We start from the raw sequence: 19,222 nt of genomic DNA, 5'->3' as shown, positions 1-19,222 counted from the left end.
TTGGCCGGGACGGCCGCCCCGGGGCACAGCTACTTGCGCTTCTTGCTGCTCTTGCTGTCCTTGACCGTCTGGGCCTCGCGCTCGCGGGCGCCGTCGACGATCCGGGTGAACTTCCGCTCCAGGTCGCCCTGGTAGACGGTCTGGCTGGCGATACCGCGCTTGGCCATCCGTGCGGTCAGCCACACCAGCTTGGTGACCTCACCAGCGGTGTACTTCGGGTCCTTCGCCATGACGCTCCCTTCGGAGCCCGGGGCTGTCCCGGCTCCCCTCACCACCCGCGAAGCGCGGGTGGATCGGGCAACCGTCAGCCGCGCCGCCGGCGGACCTTGCGCACGTTCCTCACGGCCTGCGTGCCGCTGGGGCTACCGATCGACTTCACGACCGTGTGGACAACCCAGCCGAGGACCAGCGCGAGGAAGGCCAGGAACGCGATGTTCGCGGCGATCGCGGTCAGGGCGGCGACCAGGAGCGGACCGAAGTACACGCCGGCGGCGACCGCCCCAGCCCCGACACCGGAGCCGAGCGCGATGCGCTGGATGGTGCGGTCGGGTGGGGCCTGGTGGATGTGCTGGTGGACGACCTGCGGCCCGGCGTACGCGGCGGGCAGGGTGCTGGGGCTGGCGTAGACGTGGGTGCCGTCCGGGAGCTGGACGACGTTGGCGTGCTGGGGCAGTTCGGGGAGGTGGTTCACCGTGTGCTCCCTGCGGCCGGAGTCGGGCGGGGGATGGCGCGGCAGGTCTCGGAGTGCTTCTGGGCGTCGCGCTTGACGCCCTCGGTCATGTAGTTGAGGTAGCGGGAGATGTCCCGCTCGCATCCCCGGCAGGTCGCCGTGGTCTCGTCTCGGACTTGCTTGACGTCGACGGTGGCCTGGTGGTCGCCGGTGATCTCGGCGGCCTTGGTCAGGTAGCGGGCGATAACACCGGCGGGCCATTCGGTCTGGCTGGTCACGGAGTGACTCCTTCGGGGTAGGCGCAGGGGACGCACATGCCGAGGGAGGCCGGGATGACGTATCCGGCGTCGCGGCGGCATTCGGGGCAGGTGCGGCGGGCTGTGTTGGCCTTCGCCAGGGCTGCGGCTTTGGCAGAGGTCATGGGGCGGACCGGGCGGGCCAGCTCTATCCGGTAGAGGAAGGCGACCAGCGGCCCGCGCCGGTAGCGGGGCCGCTCCACCTGCGCTGCCACGTCCTGTCCACCCGGCCGGAGCCCGGCGGCGCGGAGCTGGCGGCGGGTGGCGAGCCCGTCCGGGGCAAGGCGCCAGGTGTAGATGGGAAGGGTGCCCATCAGCCGAGGGCCGGGACGGTCGCGTCGCGGAGTTCCTGGTAGCGGGTGGAGGCCCAGCCGACGGACCAGCCGGTCAGCTCAGCGGCCACCCGGACTGCGAGGCCGGCCGCGAACGCGGCTTGGACGACGGCCCGGGCCCGGTCCTCCGGCAGCTTCTCGGCCGGAGGGCCGGCGGACAGCAGCGCGGCGCGTTCACGCTCGATCCGCTCCTGTTCACGCTCGCGTTCACCGCGTTCACGCTCGGCCTGCTCGGCACGTTCCCGGCGTTCACGCTCGGCCTTCTGCCGGGCCGCTTGCTCGCGCTGCTGCGCGGCCCGCTGCTCGGCCTGTTCACGCTCGGCCTGTGCCTGTTCACGCTCGCGTTCACGGCGTTCACGGGCCTCACGCTCCGCGATCGCAGCGGCATCGGCACGGGCCTGTTCCTCGCGCCGGATCCGGTCCTGCCGGTCGGCCTCCTCACGAATGAGTCGGGCTTCGTGTTCACGCTGTTCACGAGCGAGAGCCGCCTCATGGTCACGGCGTTCACGGACCCGCCGCTGACGGGCCTCCTCCCGATCCTCGACCGCCTGCGTACGGGCCTGCGCCTCCGCCCGCTGCTCGACTTGCAGAGCCCGGACGGCAGCGGTGATGGCCCGCCGGTAGGCGAGTCCAGCCTCCGCTGTGACGATGAGGAGAAGCGGTGCCACGGCATGGATCGCGACTCCCACTAGGTCCCCGGCCAGGGCGGATGCGCCGATGTTCAAGGCGAGGGTCATGGCGCCGGTCATCCACCGCAGCGCAACCGGCCACGGACCGCCGTGGCCGCCAAGGCGGGCCAGGACAGAGTCGAGGCGGACCACGATGACCACCGCTGCGTCAACGACGATCGGCAGGATCGGTGCCGTCCACCGCCACGCGGCCGGGGTGTGAGCGGCCATGAGGGGGGTGACCGTGAGGACGGAGTAGAGCATCGCCCCGCCGACGATCAGCCACATGCCCACCGATAGGGCGCGCTCGGATGAACGGATCTGAGCACTGTTCACGACGCGACCTCCGCCCGTGAACGCTCCAGGACGGAGGCCGGATCCTTGGCGTAGCCGATGAGCAAGAGCCAGGCTCCGGCGTAGTGGGTCTCCGTCTTCAGGACGCGGGTGCGGCCGTCCTGAACGTGGAAGCTCACGTTCTCGGGGGCGATGCCGAGGACGTCCCGCCACGCTTCGAATCCGGCGAAGTCGTTGTGGAAGGACAGCTCCAGCCGATCGGGGTAGACCGTGGACACCGACACCCCCGGCGCCGGCAGGTGCGGGAACTCGGAGGCGAACAGCCGCAGGACCAGCAGCGGTGCGGACAGCGCTTCGAACGGCTGGACGCTCATGCGGCACCACCCGGCATGCTCGCCGCGGCGGCCTGGTTGATCAGCGTCCGACGGGCGGCCAGGACCTTGCGGCGAGCCCGGCGGATCCGCCGCTCATCCAGCTCGGCCGGCGCCCGGTCCAGTACGGCGATCTCCGTGTCGAGCAGCTCGACCTCCGCCAGGATGAGCGGCAACTCGAACTCGATCGCGTCCAGCTCCGCGTCCGACGGCTCCAAGCCGTCCGACCACGGGGTAACAGCGTTGTGAAGTGCAGCGATGGACTTCATGGGTCTTGCTCCTTCTGTGGAGGAACGGGGCCGAACAGCAGCCCCCCGGCGTTCGAGCGCTGGGGGGCTGCACTGCGTTGGGGGTGAAGCGGGAAGAACTCCGGCTCCCCTCGGCTCCGCCCGTACGGCCACGGGCCGGACGGGCGGAGGAGGCAGCCGACCGCCACCGGAGGGTGGCGGAGAGGGCTGAGCGTGCGGACCTGAGCCGCACCGGCCGCCTTACTGAGGAGGCGGCGGCCTCAAATTCACGTCCACTGTTGAGTTCTCAAGGAAAAGCCGGTGGCTCTCCGACGGGTGCGGTAGCCCCGAAGGGCTCCCGTAAGAACGGGACACGCCGGACGCCAAGAGGTACTGCGGGCACATCGGAGTTGGGCCCTTGCGAGCCATCTGGTGCGCACCAGAAGCATGGCATCTGGTGCGCACCAGATGCAAGCCCTTGGTTCGTTCGGGCTTGCCGGTGTTGTTCCGGTGTGACTTCAGGAAACGGCCCAGACAGGGGGTCTCGGTAGCCAACAGGGGTTAACCTCAAGGGTGTTAACCCGCTCCCACCTGCGGCGATCCGGTTAAGCCTCCGCAGGTGGCACGGCCATCGGAGGCGATGCACGTGGGCAAGGGATTACGAGCTGTTCGTACGGCGCGGGGATGGTCGCAGGAGCGGCTGATCTTCGAGATTGAGCGCTACGCGCGGCAGCACATGCTGAACGTCGCGTCCAGCGCGAGCCTGAAGACCTACGTGTCGGAGTGGGAGAACGGCCGGCGGGCCATCACGGAGCGGTACGCCGTGATCCTCCGGCCACTGCTCGGGGTTACGGACGCAGAGTTGCGCGGGGAGCGTGCGCGCTCAGTCCCCCAGCAAGCTGACGGCTACGAGGACCTGTTGAGCCGGATCGACGCGGCGCGGAGCGTCAGCGACTCCATGGTGAGCACCTTCATGGACCAGACCGAGCTACTGCGGACCATGGACCGGCAGATGGGTGCATCGGGCCTGGTGGACCAGATGAGCGGCCACCTGGCGAGGATGGAAGACGCGCTCACCTTCGCCGTCCTGCCGGGAACGCGCCGTCCCATCGCGACGGCACTGGCCGGGGCGGCGACCCTGGCAGCCTGGCAGGCGCTGGACGGTGGTTCCGTGGAGCGCGCCTGGCGGCACTACGAGCTGGCGAAACGAGCCGCGCAGGACGCCGACGCACCCCAGTACTTGGCTCACGCCATGGGCGAGCAGGCGTACGTCCTGGGTGATGCCGGGCGACCCGAGATGGCGGTTGAGCTCATCCGGGACGCGCAGCGCACGCACGCGGAGCGGCAGTCGCCTCGCCTTCGGGCTTGGCTGAGCGCGGCCGAAGCTGAGCTGTGCGCCGCTGCTGGCCTGCACGACGATTCCAGGTACGCGCTCGACCGAGCGGAGGCCTCGCTGCCGGAAGGCGCGCACGCCCGCGACTCCGACATGCTGAGCATCTTCCTGAACGGGGACCATCTGGCGCGCTGGCGGGGAAACGTACTGGCGCTTCTGGGAGACAGCTCCGCCATGGGCGAGCTCTACACGTCGCTCCAGACGACGGACCCCACGTTCGTCCGCGCCAAGGCAGGTCTGCACAGCGACCTGGCGCAGGCCCACCTTGCCCGCGGCGAGTTCGATGAGGCGAGCTCGAACCTTCAGCAGGCGCGCCTGCTGGCGAACCGCACGGGGTCCGTGCGGTACCGCCGACGTGTGGAGCTGCTTACGGGGCGGCTGTAGCCCGTGACGCGAGGACGTGCAGGAGGGCGACTAGCGTCCCTGACCCCATGAGCTTCCCATCGGCCATGAGTCCGGGGATGTCCGCCAGGGGCACCCAGGCGATCTGCCCGGCTTCCTCGATGTCCGTGGGTTCGCCCACCTTCACCGCGCCCCGTGCCACGAAGATCTCGTGAGGCGAATCGACCATGCCAATCATGGGCTGATACGTCACAACGTGCTCGACGTTCGTCGGACGCCAACCGGTCTCTTCCTCGGTCTCCCGCGCCGCCGTGGTCGCCGAATCCTCGCCTTCGTCCACGATCCCGCCGGGGAGTTCCCATCCCCACTGCTGCGGGACGAAGCGGTAGCGCCACATCATCAGGACGCGCTGCTGCTCATCGATCACAGCCGTGATCGCCACGTGGTGCAGGCGCACCACGTGGTGCTCGAACCGCTCGACCCCGGGCGGCTCAACGTCGACGAGGTCGAGGTTCACCCACCGGTTCTCGTAGACCGTCCTGCTGCCGTGGATCGTCCAGGGCTCCAGCTCTGTCGGCGTGGGGACGGTCTCGCCACCCACGACTCGGTACGAGCTGCGGTCGTACGCCTTGATGAGCCGCTCGCTCGCCAGTCGTGCGAGCACCTGGCGGAGGGCGGTACGGCCGATCTCCAGCTCAGCGCTCATGGTCCGCTCGGAGGGAAGCTTTTCGCCGGGGCCGTACTTGCCCGACTCGATCCAAGACCGGATCGTCTGGTAGACCCTCGTCGACTTCGGTCCCATCCTCAGAGCACTCTCCCCGTTCGTCGGCTGGTGATGACCAGCGTAGTCGGGCGGAATCACGGAGGGCTCAGCCATGCTCATCTCTCTCCTGATCTGACGTGAGGGCATCGCAAGGGTGGGCACCTCCGAGAGTGCCCAAGGCTGGTGATGGACATGCCGAATGATCATGGCCGTGGCCAACCTCTGGCCAGGACGACGGCCGAAGAGCAGGCGACGGAGCCAAAGGCCCAGGTGAAGGCGCGGGTGAGTTACGCCACGCGATCGGTCTTGAAAACCGTCGTGGCGCGAGTCACCGTGGGTTCAAATCCCACACCCACCGCACCAGGTCAGCGAACGCGCTGATCAGAAGGGGCGCCCCTTGCCAGGGGCGCCCCTTCGGCATGGGGCCTGTCTCGCGGGCTCGGCCGGGGCCGAGGGGCGGGGGTCAGTAGTCCTTGAGGGTGATCGCCTTGGCGGCCTTCTGGATGGGCTCGATGACCTTGGCCATCATGCGCTCCTTGCCGGGCAGTCGCCCGAGGATGGCCAGGATGGTCAGCTGTACGGAGATCTGCCGCTTGCTCCGCAGCACCATGTGCTTGATGTTCGAGGGGCCCAGCTTCTGGTTCTCCTCGACGAAGTGCCGCATCTCCCGCTCGTAGGCGGCGAAGGCGGTCCGGTGGTCGCCCTTGGCGGCAGCGAGCTCGCCCGCGAGGACGTACGCGCCGACCAGGGCCAGGCTGGTGCCCTGCCCGGAGGCGGGCGACGCGCAGTAGGCGGCGTCGCCGACCAGGGCGGTGCGGCCCTTGGACCAGTGGTCGAGGTGGACTTGGCTGAGGGAGTCGAAGTAGAAGTCCGGGGCCTCGCCGAGCGCCTCCAGCAGGCGCGGTACCTCCCAGCTCTCGTTGGCGTACGCGTCGGCGAGGAGCTTCTTTTGCGCCTCGGGGTCGTGGCGGTCGTAGTCCAGGGGCTCCGAGGCGAACAGGAACATGGCCTTGGCGCCGGTGTCCTTGGCCGTGCTGTACGTCAGCGCCGTCCGCTGTGGTGCGACGTAGGTCAGCTCCCAGCGGTCGAGGTTCAGGTGGTTGGGGACGCTGTAGATCGAGACGTAGTAGCCCAGATCCTTGATGAACTGCCCCTCGGGACCGAAGGCCAGGGCTCTGGTGTTCGAGTGCAGGCCGTCGGCGCCTATCACCAGGTCGAACACGCGGCTCTCCCCGCTGTCGAAGACCACTTCGACGCCGGTCTCGACTTCGGTGGCCGAGGCTATGGAGTCGCCGAAGCGGTACTCCACACCGTCGGCGGCGAGGTCGTAGAGGATTCGGTTGAGGTCACCGCGCAGGATCTCGGCATCCCCGCCCTCGCGGCCGCCGAAGGTGTCGCCGTCCAAGGTGGCCACGCGCTTGCCCGCGGCGTTGACGATGGAGCCGCCCTGTACATCGGTCCGGTGGGCGCGGACGGTGTCCAGCACGCCGGTGCGGGAGACGACGTCGAGTGCGGCGCCCCGGATGTCGATCTTGTAGCCGCCCTCGCGGATGGCCGGCGCACGCTCGACGACGGTCGGCTGGAAGCCGTGACGACGCAGCCAGTAGACCAATGTGGTGCCCGCGATGCTGGCGCCCGATATCAGGACGTGCTTGTTCTGCATGGAAGATCCCTTGCTGTCCGGAAGAGAGACGAGGAAAAGTCAATGTCCGGCGAGACGGCGACGAGGACAGACTTGCGTTGTGCGCAGGGGAGTTGGGCCTGAGGGCTGAGCCTGGCGGGGTCGTCCCGGGGAATGGTTCCGCAGGTGCCGGGGCGGCTGGGGCTTTCGCCCCGCTGGGCCTTCCGGGTGGTGTTTGTCGGAAGATCGGCGCGCGTGGTGGGGGCGGTGCGGTTGCGGCCACATCATGACGAATGTATGCAGATCCGCCCGTCGGAACATCGCGAAATGAGGCACTCCGTCATGGCTCACCGCAGCACCTTCACGTCGATCTGGACCGCCGTCGTCGCCGCGCTCGTGGCCCTGCTCGCAGCGCTCGGCCTTGGCGGGAAGACGGCCCTTGCCGCCGCTGGTGTCTCCGCCTCCTCCGGTACCCCGGCGACTGGGACCGGGACCGCGACCGGGGCCGCAACCGCGACCGCGGCCGTGCGCAGGCCGGGCCTGATGGCCCGGCGGACCTGGCGGGCGATGATGCGGGGCGGTTCGCTTCCGCCGACCATCAAGCAGCGCATCCGCGCCGAGGCTCACGGCAAGACCCCCTCCGTCCGCCGCTCGACCACCGCCGCGGCCCTGACCGCCGGAGCGCCTGCCGGAGCCGCCGGAATCGTCGGGGCAGGTGGAGCAGGCGGAGCAGGTGGAGCGCAGGCCGGGGCCGTCGGAGTGCTGGGATCGGTCGGTGCGGTCCGGGATGGGCTGGGGCTCGCCGCGTAGCGCAGGCGTATGGAAGCAGGCGCTGGAGCCCGGTCGTTCGCGCGACCGAGGATCGCGCCGCGAGGTGCCCCGGGAGCGGGGCAGGGGTGGAACACCCCGGCGTGCGCCGGGAGCGCGCAGAGGGCGCGCAGGGGGCGTGAAGGTTGATATCGCAGGGCCGCAGGCCCGGGAGACGGTGGGGTTCCCGGACGGCGCGGCCCTTTTTGGCATGTCCGGGGTGCGGCAGTTTGCCGGAACGCTTCAGCCCGTGCGGGGCGCGGGTTTCACCGGCTTTCAGTGCGCTGACCTGGGGCATTGGGGGCGTGAATGGCAGCAGGTCGCCACGGGCTCAGGTGCGTCCAACCAGAGCAACACCGCGCAGGTCAACGGCTCGGCCTTCACTGCGATCGAGCAGTCCAACTCGAACGTCGCGGTGAACTTCCACCCCTGGTGGTAGAAGCTCCCTGAGCTGCTCCGACCACTGAGGGCGCTTGTGTGACCGGACCGGCTGGGGTCCGGAGCGCAGGCGCCCTCGGCGCGTTCCCGCCGGCCGGAGTGAGCGCCGCATGATCGCCGCCTTCCTCCGCCCTTCCTCCGCTCTTCCTAGGCCCTTCTTCCGCCCTGCCTCCGGCCTTCCGCGGTTCTCCCCGACCTTGACATCCACAGCGAATCTGACGGACAGTCAGGTTCACTCGTTTGATGTGATGCCGGGAGGCCAGCGCCGTGCACCTCGCCCCGACCGAAGGCCAGTTGCGGCTCCACGCCGAACTGCGGGAGTACTTCCAGGATCTGCTGCCGGACGGCGTGCCCGAGGACCCCGCCGACCAGCGCTCACTGCTGCGCCGCATCGGCGCCGACGGGCTGCTCGGCCTCGGCTGGCCCGTCGAGTACGGCGGCCAAGGACGCGGCTCCGACGAGCAGTTCGTGTTCTTCGACGAGGCGTACCGGGCCGGCGCCCCCGTCTCCATGGTCACCCTCAACACGGTCGGCCCGACCCTGATGAAGTACGGGACGCCAGAGCAGAAGGACTACTTCCTGCCCCGGATCCTCAAAGGGGAGATCGTCTTCGCCATCGGCTACTCGGAGCCCGAGGCCGGCACGGACCTCGCCTCGTTGCGCACCCGGGCCGTCCGCGAGGGCGGGGCCGACGGGGACTGGGTGATCGACGGGCAGAAGATCTTCACCTCCAACGCCCAGAACGCCGACTGGATCTGGCTCGCCTGCCGCACCGACCCGGAGGCCCCCAAGCACAAGGGGATCTCCATCATCCTGGTGCCCACCGACGCCCCCGGCTTCGCCTGGACCCCGATCGACACGGTCGGCGGGCTCACCACCACCGCCACGTACTACGACTCCATCCGCGTGCCCGCCGGCAACCTCGTCGGCCCCGAGCACGGCGGCTGGGGACTGATCACCAACCAGCTCAACCACGAGCGCGTGGCCCTCGCCGCCATCGGCATGCAGGCCGAGGACTTCTACGAGCGCGCGCTCAGCCACGCCCGCACCACTGACCCGGTCACCGGCGACCGCCCGGCCGACCTCCCCTGGGTGCGGTCCCGGCTCGCCGAGGCGCATGCACGACTGGCCGCCGTACGCCTTCTCAACTGGCGCCTCGTCCAGGACGTGGGCGCCGACACCCTGGCCCCCGGCGACGCCAGCGGCGTGAAGTTCCTCGGCACCGAGTCCACCGTCGAGGTGTACCGGATGTGCCAGGAGGTGGTCGGCGAGGAGGCCCTGATACGGGGGCCTGCGGCCTTTGCGGGGGGCGAACTGGAGCGGATGAACCGGGCCGCCCAGATCAACACCTTCGGCGGCGGGGTCAGCGAGGTCCAGCGGGAGATCGTCGCCATGATGCGGCTCGGCATGAAGGGGAGGAAGCGATGACGGCAGACGGAGCCGAGGAGGCAGCCCGGTTCCACGAGCTGCTCAAGGCCTTCGAGGGGCGGCCCGCCGCCACCGCGGGCCGGGCCAAGGACGCGGTCAACGAGCCGATGATCCGCCACTGGTGCGAGGCGATGGGCGATGCCAACCCCGCCTACACCGGCCCGGACGCCATCGCTCCGCCCACCATGCTCCAGGCGTGGACCATGGGTGGGCTCTCCGGCCACACCGACCGCTCCTCCGCCTACGACGAGCTCTTCAAGCTCCTCGACGGCGCGGGCTGTACCTCCGTGGTCGCCACCGACTGCGAACAGGAGTACTTCCGGCCGCTGCGCCCCGGTGACGCGGTCACATTCGACGCCGTCATCGAGTCCGTGTCGCCGCACAAGACGACGAAGCTCGGTACCGGCCACTTCGTCACCACCCGCATGGACGTCCGCGCCGACGGCGAACTCGCGGGCACCCACCGCTTCCGGATCCTGAAGTACGCGCCCGCACGGAAGTCCGCGGCCACGCGGCAGGCGCGGCCCCAGCGCCCCCGCCCGGTGGTCAACCGCGACAACCAGGGCTTCTGGGACGGCGTCCGGGACCACAAGCTGCTGATCCAGCGCTGCACCGCCTGCGCGACCCTCCGCTTCCCCTGGCTGCCCGGATGCAACGCCTGCGCGAGCCTCGACTGGGACACGGTGGAGGCCTCCGGCGCCGGGACCGTGTTCAGTTACGTCGTCATGCACCACCCGCCGTTCCCCGCCTTCGCCCCCCCTTACGCGGTCGCGCTCGTCGAACTCGCCGAAGGGGTCCGGATGATCAGCAACATCACCGGTGTCCCGTACGACAAGGTGCGCATCGGCCTGCCCGTCCAGCTGGAGTTCCTGCGCGTAGACGACGACCTCGAACTCCCCGTCTTCCGAGGGGAGGCCGGCTGACATGGACTTCCACCCCACCGAGGAGCACGCCGCCGCGGCCGGCCTTGCCGCCCGGATATTCGGCGACCTCGCCACCCACGACCGCCTCGCCGCCGCGGGTACCGGCAGTGATGCCGAACTGTGGAAGGCCCTCACCGCCGCGGGACTGACCGCCGCCGTCGAGGACATCGGCCTGCTCGGCCTGGTGCTGCTGCTGGAGGAACAGGGCCGCACCACCGCACAGGTCCCCTACGCCGCCACCTGCGTCTACGGGATCCACGCCGTCGCAGGACACGGCAGCGCCGAGCAGCGGGCCCGCCTGCTGCCGGCCCTCGGCACGGGCGAGGCGGTGGCCACCGGTGCCTTCCCGGCCCGCGGCCGGATCACCGCCTCGCCGGACGGCCGGATCACGGGTACCGCGCCCGCCGTGCCCTGGCTGCGCGAGGCCACGCACGTGCTGGTCCCGGACGCGGAGCAGACGCTGTGGCTGGTACGCACGGACGCGCCCGGTGTACGGACGCGGGCGGTGGAGACCACCGCCCCGTGGTCGGCGGGGCGGCTGACTCTGACCGGCGCGCAAGGGGAGCGGCTCGGCGGCGCGGATGCGTACGGCCAGGTGCTCGCGGCCGCCCGGACCGCCTTCGCCGGGCTCCAGGCGGGCGTCTGCGCGGGCGCGCTGGCCCGCGCCGTGGAGTACACCTCCACCCGCGAGCAGTTCGGGCGGCCGCTGTCCACGAACCAGGGGGTCATGCTGCGCGCGGCGGACGCGTACATGGACACGGAGGCGATCCGGGTCACCGCGTACGAGGCGGCCTGGCGCATCGACGAGGGGCTTCCGGCGCGCGAGCACGCGCTGACCGCGGCCTGGTGGGCCTCGGAGGCGGGCAAACGGGTCGTACACGCGGGCCAGCACCTGCACGGCGGCATGGGCGCCGACCTGGACCACCCCGTCCACCGGCACTTCCTGTGGGGGCGCCAGCTGGACGCGTACCTGGGCTGCGGCAGCGAGCTGCTGGCCGAGCTGGGCGCGCTCCTGGCCGGCGAAACCGCGGTGACCGGCGAAAGCGCGCCGCCAGACGAAACCGCGGCGACCAACGCGACCAACGCATCCGAGGGGGACGACGCATGAACGTCGGCGACGCACTGCCACCGCTGGAGATCCCGGTCACCCGCACTTTGATCGTCGCGGGCGCGATCGCCTCCCGCGACTACCAGGACGTGCACCACGACGCATCGCTCGCGCGGGAGAAGGGCTCCCCGGACATCTTCATGAACATCCTGACCACCAACGGCCTGGTCGGCCGGTACATCACCGATCGCCTCGGGCCGTCCGCCATCCTGCGCAGGGTGGCCATCCGCCTCGGCGCCCCCAACTACCCCGGCGACACCATGACCCTGACCGGCACCGTCACCGCCCTCGACGGGGACACCGCCGAGATCAGCGTCGTCGGCGCCAACGGCCTCGGCCACCACGTCACCGGAACCGTCACCGTGACCGTCACCGTCGGCGGGGGCACCGCGGGAGGTGCGGCATGAGCGTCCGCAACCGCGACGAACTCGGCGGCCGCGCCGCCATCGCCGGCATCGGGGCGACCGAGTTTTCGAAGGACTCCGGCCGCAGCGAGCTCAAGCTCGCCGTCGAGGCCGTGCACGCCGCCCTCGACGACGCCGGGCTCACCCCGGCCGACGTCGACGGCATGGTCACCTTCACGATGGACACCAGTCCCGAGATCACCGTGGCCCAGGCGGCCGGCATCGGCGAGCTGTCCTTCTTCTCCCGCATCCACTACGGGGGCGGTGCGGCCTGCGCCACCATCCAGCAGGCCGCCCTGGCCGTCGCCACCGGAGTGGCAGAGGTCGTGGTCTGCTACCGCGCCTTCAATGAGCGCTCCGGGCGCCGCTTCGGCTCCGGCGTGCAGCAGCGCGAGCCCTCGGCGGAGGGTGCGGCGCTCGGCTGGTCGCTGCCCTGGGGGCTGCTCACCCCGGCCTCCTGGGTGGCCATGGCCGCCCAGCGCTACCTGCACACCTTCAACCTGATCCCCGAGGCCTTCGGCCATGTCGCGGTCACCGGCCGTCGGCATGCCGCCAACAACCCCGCCGCGTACTTCCACGGCAAGCCCATCACCCTCGCCGACCACGCCGCCTCGCGCTGGATCGTCGAGCCGCTGCGGCTGCTGGACTGCTGCCAGGAGACGGACGGCGGGCAGGCGATCATCGTCACCAGCACCGAGCGGGCCCGGGACCTGCGGCACACGCCCGCCGTGATCACGGCCGCGGCGCAGGGCGCGGGCCGCCGCCAGGAGGGCATGACCTCCTTCTACCGCGACGACCTCACCGGGCTCCCGGAGATGGACGTGGTCGCCCGCCAGCTGTGGCGGACCAGCGGACTGCGGCCCGCTGACATCGACGTCGGCATCCTCTACGACCACTTCACCCCCTTCGTGCTGATGCAGCTGGAGGAGTTCGGCTTCTGCAAGCCGGGGGAGGCCACCGATTTCGTGGCCGCCGACGCGCTGCCGCTGAACACCCACGGCGGCCAGCTCGGGGAGGCGTACCTGCACGGCATGAACGGCATCGCCGAGGCCGTCCGCCAGCTGCGGGGCAGCTCCGTCAACCAGGTCGCGGGCGCGGCGCACGTCCTGGTCACGGCCGGTACAGGGGTCCCGACCTCCGGGCTGATCCTCGGTACGGACGGCTGAGCACCGCCCGCGAACCGCCGGCGCCGAAGCCCCCGCCTCCTCCACCTTCAGGAGGTGGGGCACGCCCCCGTCCTACAACCTGAGACGGACCCCGCTTCGGCACCTGCGGGCGATCCCGGAAGCGGTGTCCGCTCCTAGCGTTGAGCCATGACCACGCCTGTGTGCACGCTCGCCTCGAATCCGACGCCGTACCCGTCGTTCTCGGCGTACGTACGGACCCGCGGCACGGTCCTGATGCGCACCGCCCGCTCACTCACCGCCAACCCCTGCGATGCCGAGGACCTGCTCCAGACAGCGCTCGCCAAGACGTACGTCGCCTGGGACCGTATCGAGGACCACCGCGCCCTGGACGGCTATGTCCGGCGGACCCTGGTCAACACCCGAACCTCCCAGTGGCGCAAGCGCAAGGTGGACGAGTTCGTCTGCGACGAGCTCCCGGAGACGGAAGAGGTGCCGGGCACCGACCCCGCGGAGGCCCAGGCGCTGCGCGATGCGATGTGGCGTGCGGTGACCCGGCTGCCGGACCGGCAGCGGGCGATGGTCGTGCTCCGCTACTACGAGGACCTGACCGAGGTGCAGACCGCCGAACTGCTCGGGGTCTCGGTCGGCACGGTGAAGAGCGCCGTCTCCCGTGCGCTGGTCAAGCTCCGCGAGGACCCGGAGCTCACGCCGATCCGCTGACCGGCCGATGTTTCACGTGAAAGCTCACGCCGATCCGCTGACTGGCCGATGTTTCACGTGAAACATGGCCGGGCTCCCGTCGGGGTGTTTCACGTGAAACATGGCCCGGGGCTCCGTCGGGTGTTTCACGTGAAACATCCCGCGGACCGACCCGCACAGCGATTACTCGCCGTGTTTGTACCCCCGGGTAGTGACATGCCGACCGGTACGTGCGCAGAATCGGCAGCATCCGTAGCCGCCGCAGCGCCGCAGCGCTCACCGGGAGGACGCTTTGCTGAGCACCATGCAGGACGTACCGCTCCTCGTCACCCGCATACTCCAACACGGGATGACGATCCACGGAAAGTCCCAGGTCACGACCTGGACCGGGGAGGCCGAGCCGCATCGCCGCAGCTTCGCCGAGATCGGTACCCGCGCCACCCGACTCGCCAACGCCCTGCGCGACGAGCTCGGGGTCCAGCAGGACGACCGCGTCGCCACCCTGATGTGGAACAACGCCGAGCACGTCGAGGCGTACTTCGCGATCCCCTCCATGGGCGCGGTCCTGCACACGCTCAACCTGCGGCTGCCCCCCGAGCAGCTGATCTTCATCGTCAACCACGCCGCGGACCGGGTCGTCCTGGTCAACGGCACCCTGCTGCCGCTGCTCGCGCCGCTGCTGCCGCACCTGCCCACCATCGAGCACGTCGTGGTCTCCGGCATCGGCGACCGCTCCGTGCTCGAAGGCCTCGACGTGCGTGTGCATGAGTACGAGGACCTCCTCGCGGGCCGCCCCGACAGCTACGCCTGGCCCGAGCTGGACGAGCGCCAGGCCGCCGCCATGTGCTACACCTCCGGCACCACCGGGGACCCCAAGGGCGTCATCTACTCCCACCGCTCGATCTACCTGCACTCCATGCAGGTCAACATGGCCGAGTCGATGGGCCTGACCGACAAGGACACCAGCCTCGTCGTCGTCCCGCAGTTCCACGTGAACGCCTGGGGTCTGCCGCACGCCACCTTCATGACCGGCATCAACATGCTGATGCCGGACCGCTTCCTCCAGCCCGCCCCGCTCGCCGAGATGATCGAGCGGGAGAAGCCCACGCACGCCGCGGCCGTGCCCACCATCTGGCAGGGGCTGCTGGCCGAGGTCACCGCCAACCCGCGCGACCTGACCTCGATGAAGCAGGTCACCATCGGCGGCGCGGCCTGCCCGCCCTCCCTGATGGAGGCGTACGACAAGCTCGGCGTCCGCCTCTGCCACGCGTGGGGCATGACCGAGACCTCCCCGCTGGGCACCATGGCGCACCCGCCGGCCGGCCTGAGCGCCGAGGAGGAGTGGCCCTACCGGGTCACCCAGGGCCGTTTCCCGGCGGGCGTCGAGGCACGCCTGGTCGGCCCCGGCGGCGGCTTCCTGCCCTGGGACGGCGAGTCTGCGGGCGAGCTCGAGGTACGCGGCACCTGGATCGCGGGCGCCTACTACGGCGGCGCGTCCGGCGAACCCATCCGCCCCGAGGACAAGTTCAGCGCGGACGGCTGGCTCAAGACCGGCGACGTCGGAGTGATTAGCCCCGACGGCTACCTCACCCTGACCGACCGCGCCAAGGACGTCATCAAGTCCGGCGGCGAGTGGATCTCCAGCGTGGAGCTGGAGAACGCCCTGATGGCGCACCCCGAGGTCGCCGAGGCGGCGGTGGTCGCCGTACCCGACGACAAGTGGGGCGAGCGTCCGCTGGCCACCGTCGTCCTCAAGGAGGGCGCCACCGTGGACTTCACGGGGCTGCGCGCGTTCCTCGCCGGGTCGATCGCCAAGTGGCAGCTCCCGGAGCGCTGGACGGTCATCGAGTCCGTGCCGAAAACCAGCGTCGGCAAGTTCGACAAGAAGGTGATTCGTGAACAACACAGGTTGGGTCTGCTCGACGTGACCAAGCTCGACTGACCAGGCCGTACGCCCGCACCTTGGCGCCTGCTGGCGCCCCAGAGAGCCCCTGGCGCCCCCGCCGGGGGCTCTTGCCGCTACCTGCCCCTCCCGGGCCCGCAGGGCCCGCCCACGGGGCGACCCGGCGCCAACGTAGATCGACTACCCGACTACGCGAATATTTCCGATTCGGCATAGACGGGCCCTGATGTGGTCCCTAGCGTTGTGGCCAGACGGCCCAACTGGGGCCCAGGTGAAGGGGGTTCGACATGGCTCGCGAGGAACTGACCCGACTTACCGGCAACGGCAATGGCGAGTGCAGTCAAAACGACTGCCCCAATGTGTACCGGACGGCCAGCGGTTCCATCGTCGTTCAGGGAGACCTGTCCGAAGCCTTCCAGCCTCCGCAGGGGGAAGGGCTTGTGGAGATCCCGGAAAGCGTGTTGCGGGAGGCTGTCCGTGCTCTTGGATGGTGACGCCTGGCAGGCCAAGTTTCGGGACTTCCAGAGTGAGGCATGGCGACTGGAGACGCTGCCCGTCTACACGGTCCCTCAGGAAGAGGACGACATTCGCGCCTTCATCGAAGGTCAGCGAATCGATCCCCACGCTTACTCGAACGAATACACCGACGACCTGAAACGAGTACGCCGCGAAGGAAAAACAAAGGGGCGCGTGCACGTCCTGAGCCGGCCGCTCTCCACCTACCTTCAGTACGAGTTCATGTATTACCGCCCCCACGCGTGGGCGGGCGAAGACATCCGCATCCTGGATGTCACCGACCGCGAGAACCCATTGCCTGACGTCCAAGACTTCTGGATGTTCGACAGAAGGGAGGTCGTCCTAATGAACTACGGGGCAGACGGGACACAGATCAGTCGGGAACTGTACGAGGGCGACGTGGCTCCCTTCCTCGAATATCAGCGCATCGCGCTTTCCGAGTCAGTTCCCTTCGAGGAGTACGTGAAGGGCATTGACGTTTGAACCGGAGGAGCTAGGCCAGTCCCGAGCCGACCTAGGAGCGTGGGTCAGTAACGGGCGAGTGGCCGGGCGGTCGGGGTCGGCGGAATCGGTCACGGTTGCCCGGCCGGTGTCGGCTGGCCCGAGGCTGGGGTCTCCTGGTCCCCGGGCTGGGGTCTCCTGGTCCCCGGGATGGGTGAGGGGCCCACGACCGTGCCGGTCACCCGGTTGCTGCGGCGAGTCCGGTGGTCGCGGTGTGTCGGAAGATCTTGCGGAAGTTGTGGCAAGCGGCCAGCAGTCGCCACTCTCCGCGGGCGCCGTCCTCGCCGCGGAGCATGAGCCGGCGGCCGTTCTGGCAGGTCATGATCTGGCCGAAGACGGGTTCGACGATGGCTTTGCGGCGGCGGTAGGCGGCTTTGCCGGGTTTGGTCCGCAGCTTGCGGGCCATGCGTTCCTTCAGTGTGGCGCTCGCTGGTATCCGTCCGCGCGGTGCGGGTGGGACCTGCTCGTCGTGGGCGAGTCGGCCGGTGGCCATGAATGTGTCGGTCCCGCAGTCGAGTTGGCGGTCTTTCGCAGCTTCGAGGTTCGTCTCGGAGCAGTACCCGGCGTCGAGGAGGGCCTGCCCCGGATGGATGCCGGTGTTCTGGGCGGACTGGTCGAGCATCGTGGTGTAGTTCAGCGCGTCCGAGGCGTTGGTCGTCACGTCGGCGGCGGTGATGACCTGGTGTGCCTCGTCGACCACGGCCTGCGCGTTGTAGGCCTGGATGTAGGCCCCGGCGCCGTTCTTCATGATCCGCGAGTCGGAGTCGGTAAAGTTGGCCTGCGCCTTCGGCTTGGGCCGGGCCTTCGCGGCGGCCTTCTGCCCGGCCTCGGTGACCGCGCCCTCGTCACTGGTGCCGGCGCGTCCCTGCCTGCGGCGTTCCTTCTCCTCGGCGTGGCGGCGGGCCTTGGCGGCGGCTTCGGCCTCGATCTGAGCGCGGGCCGCCTGCATCTTGGCCAGGCGTTTCTCGCGTCGGTCGAGTTCGGCGGGCAGATCAACGTCCCTGCCGTCGATGCCGAAGACCTGGTCCTCGGCGGTATCGCTCGCTTCGGCGTCGGCCAGCAGCGCGGCGGCCATCGCTTCCAGCTGGGCGATCTCGGCCTCGACGCGCTCCTCCTTGTCGACCAGCCGGCCGTAGCTCATCGCCTTGTGCTTGGAGGCGCTGGCTTCCAGCTTCGTGCCGTCCAGGGCGACGCGGCCCATCTTGACCAGGCCCAGCTTCTTCGCCAGGTGCAGGGACTGGGTGAACAGGTCGGCGAGCGCGTCCAGGTGACGGCGGCGGAACCGGGAGATCGAGCGGAAGTCCGGGGCCTGGTCGGCGGCCAGGAACCGGAACGCGACGTCGTCGGCGCACTTGCGCTCGATCGCACGCGAGGAGCGGATGCCGGTGGTGTAGCCGTAGATCAGCAGGCGCACCATCAGCCGTGGGTCGTAGGGCGGGTAGCCGCGCTTCTCTGTGTAGTCGGCCAGAACCGGCCCCAGATCCAGCACGTCGTCGACCAGGTCGGCGACGAACCGGGCCAAGTGTCCCTCGGGCAGCCAGTCGTCCAGCGACGGTGGCAGCAGCAGGACCTGGTGCGGGTCGAACGCCCTGAACCGCTTGTCCACCGCCGCCGGACGGCCCTGCGGCTGCTTCTTCTCGACCGGCTCGACCTCGAACAGCCCATCCCCACCACGCATACTGCCATTATTCCGTACGAATGATCACGAACCGAAGGCGGGTTGCCGGTTACTGACCCACGCTCCTAGCCGGACTGGCCGGACTGGCCGGACTGGCCGGACTGGCCGGACTGGCTGGACTGGCTGGACTGGCCCTGGCTCGACTTGGTGAGCCAGGGCCGCAGCAGCCGGCTGACCGCGGGCATGGCCACATAGGTCATCAGGGTGCTGAAGACGGTGGCGAAGGCGGCCGTCCTCAGTACGACGTGCAGATCCACCAGGAACGGCCCGAGCACCGCATTGCCGACGAGCGAGATCGGGAAGATGGCCAGCCCCGAGCTGATCGCCATCTTCCACCGCGGCGGCGCGGGCCGGGTCGTACCCGGCTTGGCGAACCAGGTCTCCATGCCGTGCAGTTCACGCCGGGCTATCTCGGTGTGGTGGTGGCCCAGGCAGTTCGAGAACCACTGGGCCCGCTCGGCGGAGTCCTGCCACTGTTGGAAGGCCGCCTGGTTGCGGAAGCGGTGGACCAGGAACCACGGCCCGCCCTCCGTCGCCGGACGGAACAGCCCGTATCCGAGATGGCCCGGGAAGGTCGCGGCCGTCTCCAGGATCCCGTGTGCCCAGGCCTCGAACGTCTCCTCGTGTCCCGGCTCCACCTGCCGGGCGATGAGGAGGTTCACCTCGCCGTTGTCGGCGGGGACGGTGTGTTCGGGCGTGTCGATGATGGCCAT

23 protein-coding genes and 1 tRNA gene are annotated in these 19,222 nt (G+C 69.8%); 13 read left to right on the top strand and 11 right to left on the bottom strand.

All coding sequences use genetic code 11. The features are described from left to right. Window positions 1–29 precede the first annotated feature (29 nt). The 7 genes from J7I97_RS02545 to J7I97_RS02515 form a co-directional block, all read right to left on the bottom strand. The gene (locus J7I97_RS02545; protein ID WP_214930672.1) at window positions 30–230 is read right to left on the bottom strand and encodes a DUF6257 family protein; all 201 of its coding nucleotides are present in this window, start codon (window positions 228–230) and stop codon (window positions 30–32) included. Window positions 231–304: 74 nt separating this feature from the next. Further along, the gene (locus J7I97_RS02540) at window positions 305–691 is read right to left on the bottom strand and encodes a DUF6251 family protein (protein WP_214930670.1); all 387 of its coding nucleotides are present in this window, start codon (window positions 689–691) and stop codon (window positions 305–307) included. Continuing rightward, entirely contained in the window at window positions 688–948 is a 261-nt protein-coding gene (locus J7I97_RS02535) for a hypothetical protein (RefSeq protein WP_214930668.1), read from the bottom strand. Before J7I97_RS02535 ends, J7I97_RS02540 begins: the two co-directional genes overlap by 4 nt. Further along, window positions 945–1,280 carry an RRQRL motif-containing zinc-binding protein gene (locus J7I97_RS02530; protein ID WP_214930667.1) on the bottom strand — a complete coding sequence of 112 codons (336 nt, stop codon included), beginning with the start codon at window positions 1,278–1,280 and terminating at the stop codon, window positions 945–947. The genes J7I97_RS02535 and J7I97_RS02530 overlap by 4 nt, the downstream gene beginning before the upstream one ends. Next, the gene (locus J7I97_RS02525; RefSeq protein WP_214930665.1) at window positions 1,280–2,302 is read right to left on the bottom strand and encodes a DUF2637 domain-containing protein; all 1,023 of its coding nucleotides are present in this window, start codon (window positions 2,300–2,302) and stop codon (window positions 1,280–1,282) included. Before J7I97_RS02525 ends, J7I97_RS02530 begins: the two co-directional genes overlap by 1 nt. Continuing rightward, window positions 2,299–2,634: a hypothetical protein gene (locus J7I97_RS02520; RefSeq protein WP_214930663.1), complete on the bottom strand. Its 336-nt coding sequence runs from the start codon at window positions 2,632–2,634 to the stop codon at window positions 2,299–2,301. The genes J7I97_RS02525 and J7I97_RS02520 overlap by 4 nt, the downstream gene beginning before the upstream one ends. Beyond that, a complete protein-coding gene (locus J7I97_RS02515) occupies window positions 2,631–2,900 on the bottom strand; it encodes a DUF6284 family protein (protein ID WP_214930661.1) in 270 nt (89 codons plus the stop codon). Before J7I97_RS02515 ends, J7I97_RS02520 begins: the two co-directional genes overlap by 4 nt. Window positions 2,901–3,504: 604 nt before the next feature. Between J7I97_RS02515 and J7I97_RS02510 the strand changes: the two genes are divergently transcribed. Next, the gene (locus tag J7I97_RS02510; RefSeq protein ID WP_214930814.1) at window positions 3,505–4,635 is read left to right on the top strand and encodes a helix-turn-helix transcriptional regulator; all 1,131 of its coding nucleotides are present in this window, start codon (window positions 3,505–3,507) and stop codon (window positions 4,633–4,635) included. Here J7I97_RS02510 and J7I97_RS02505 read toward each other — a convergent pair. After that, window positions 4,619–5,395, bottom strand: coding sequence for an NUDIX domain-containing protein (locus tag J7I97_RS02505; protein ID WP_214930659.1), 777 nt, complete (start codon window positions 5,393–5,395; stop codon window positions 4,619–4,621). The genes J7I97_RS02510 and J7I97_RS02505 overlap by 17 nt on opposite strands. A gap of 242 nt (window positions 5,396–5,637) precedes the next feature. Between J7I97_RS02505 and J7I97_RS02500 the strand changes: the two genes are divergently transcribed. Continuing rightward, window positions 5,638–5,714 (top strand) — tRNA-Ser (locus J7I97_RS02500). A gap of 105 nt (window positions 5,715–5,819) precedes the next feature. On the opposite strand, the gene J7I97_RS02495 is transcribed toward J7I97_RS02500, so the two are convergent. Further along, window positions 5,820–7,019, bottom strand: a complete 1,200-nt coding sequence (locus J7I97_RS02495) for an FAD-dependent monooxygenase (protein ID WP_214930658.1) — start codon at window positions 7,017–7,019, stop codon at window positions 5,820–5,822. 300 nt (window positions 7,020–7,319) lie between these two features. On the opposite strand from J7I97_RS02495, the gene J7I97_RS02490 reads away from it, so the two are divergent. The 11 genes from J7I97_RS02490 to J7I97_RS02440 all read left to right on the top strand — a co-directional run bounded on the left by J7I97_RS02490 (window position 7,320) and on the right by J7I97_RS02440 (window position 16,813). Beyond that, on the top strand, window positions 7,320–7,787 hold the full coding sequence (locus J7I97_RS02490) for a DUF6344 domain-containing protein (protein ID WP_214930657.1): 468 nt from the start codon (window positions 7,320–7,322) through the stop codon (window positions 7,785–7,787). A gap of 136 nt (window positions 7,788–7,923) precedes the next feature. Beyond that, window positions 7,924–8,223 carry a hypothetical protein gene (locus J7I97_RS02485; RefSeq protein WP_214930826.1) on the top strand — a complete coding sequence of 100 codons (300 nt, stop codon included), beginning with the start codon at window positions 7,924–7,926 and terminating at the stop codon, window positions 8,221–8,223. 266 nt (window positions 8,224–8,489) lie between these two features. After that, window positions 8,490–9,650, top strand: a complete 1,161-nt coding sequence (locus J7I97_RS02480) for an acyl-CoA dehydrogenase family protein (protein WP_214930656.1) — start codon at window positions 8,490–8,492, stop codon at window positions 9,648–9,650. Next, window positions 9,647–10,573 (top strand): bifunctional MaoC family dehydratase N-terminal/OB-fold nucleic acid binding domain-containing protein, encoded by a 927-nt coding sequence (locus J7I97_RS02475; RefSeq protein ID WP_214930655.1) that lies wholly within the window; start codon window positions 9,647–9,649, stop codon window positions 10,571–10,573. Before J7I97_RS02480 ends, J7I97_RS02475 begins: the two co-directional genes overlap by 4 nt. A gap of 1 nt (window position 10,574) precedes the next feature. Further along, entirely contained in the window at window positions 10,575–11,681 is a 1,107-nt protein-coding gene (locus J7I97_RS02470) for an acyl-CoA dehydrogenase family protein (RefSeq protein ID WP_214930654.1), read from the top strand. Beyond that, the gene (locus J7I97_RS02465) at window positions 11,678–12,088 is read left to right on the top strand and encodes a MaoC family dehydratase (RefSeq protein WP_214930653.1); all 411 of its coding nucleotides are present in this window, start codon (window positions 11,678–11,680) and stop codon (window positions 12,086–12,088) included. The genes J7I97_RS02470 and J7I97_RS02465 overlap by 4 nt, the downstream gene beginning before the upstream one ends. Next, window positions 12,085–13,251: a lipid-transfer protein gene (locus J7I97_RS02460; protein WP_214930652.1), complete on the top strand. Its 1,167-nt coding sequence runs from the start codon at window positions 12,085–12,087 to the stop codon at window positions 13,249–13,251. Before J7I97_RS02465 ends, J7I97_RS02460 begins: the two co-directional genes overlap by 4 nt. 147 nt (window positions 13,252–13,398) lie before the next feature. Further along, a complete protein-coding gene (locus J7I97_RS02455; protein WP_214930651.1) occupies window positions 13,399–13,932 on the top strand; it encodes a SigE family RNA polymerase sigma factor in 534 nt (177 codons plus the stop codon). Window positions 13,933–14,203: 271 nt separating this feature from the next. Then, window positions 14,204–15,853, top strand: coding sequence for a long-chain fatty acid--CoA ligase (locus tag J7I97_RS02450; RefSeq protein WP_214930650.1), 1,650 nt, complete (start codon window positions 14,204–14,206; stop codon window positions 15,851–15,853). 248 nt (window positions 15,854–16,101) lie between these two features. Beyond that, the gene (locus tag J7I97_RS02445) at window positions 16,102–16,308 is read left to right on the top strand and encodes a hypothetical protein (RefSeq protein WP_214930649.1); all 207 of its coding nucleotides are present in this window, start codon (window positions 16,102–16,104) and stop codon (window positions 16,306–16,308) included. Continuing rightward, on the top strand, window positions 16,292–16,813 hold the full coding sequence (locus J7I97_RS02440; RefSeq protein ID WP_214930648.1) for a DUF6879 family protein: 522 nt from the start codon (window positions 16,292–16,294) through the stop codon (window positions 16,811–16,813). The genes J7I97_RS02445 and J7I97_RS02440 overlap by 17 nt, the downstream gene beginning before the upstream one ends. Window positions 16,814–17,009: 196 nt before the next feature. Here the strand turns inward: J7I97_RS02440 and J7I97_RS02435 are convergent, their stop codons facing one another. Both J7I97_RS02435 and J7I97_RS02430 read right to left on the bottom strand, forming a co-directional pair. Continuing rightward, window positions 17,010–18,491 (bottom strand): IS1182 family transposase, encoded by a 1,482-nt coding sequence (locus J7I97_RS02435; protein ID WP_214930813.1) that lies wholly within the window; start codon window positions 18,489–18,491, stop codon window positions 17,010–17,012. An 83-nt stretch (window positions 18,492–18,574) separates the two neighbouring features. Beyond that, window positions 18,575–19,222, bottom strand: a complete 648-nt coding sequence (locus tag J7I97_RS02430) for an antibiotic biosynthesis monooxygenase (RefSeq protein ID WP_251058411.1) — start codon at window positions 19,220–19,222, stop codon at window positions 18,575–18,577.

It is taken from the genome of Streptomyces sp. ISL-87 (assembly GCF_018614095.1).
Classification (GTDB): Bacteria; Actinomycetota; Actinomycetes; order Streptomycetales; family Streptomycetaceae; genus Streptomyces.
The sequence above is the reverse complement of the archived record's forward strand: the minus strand, read 5'-3'. Positions and strand labels throughout refer to the sequence as shown.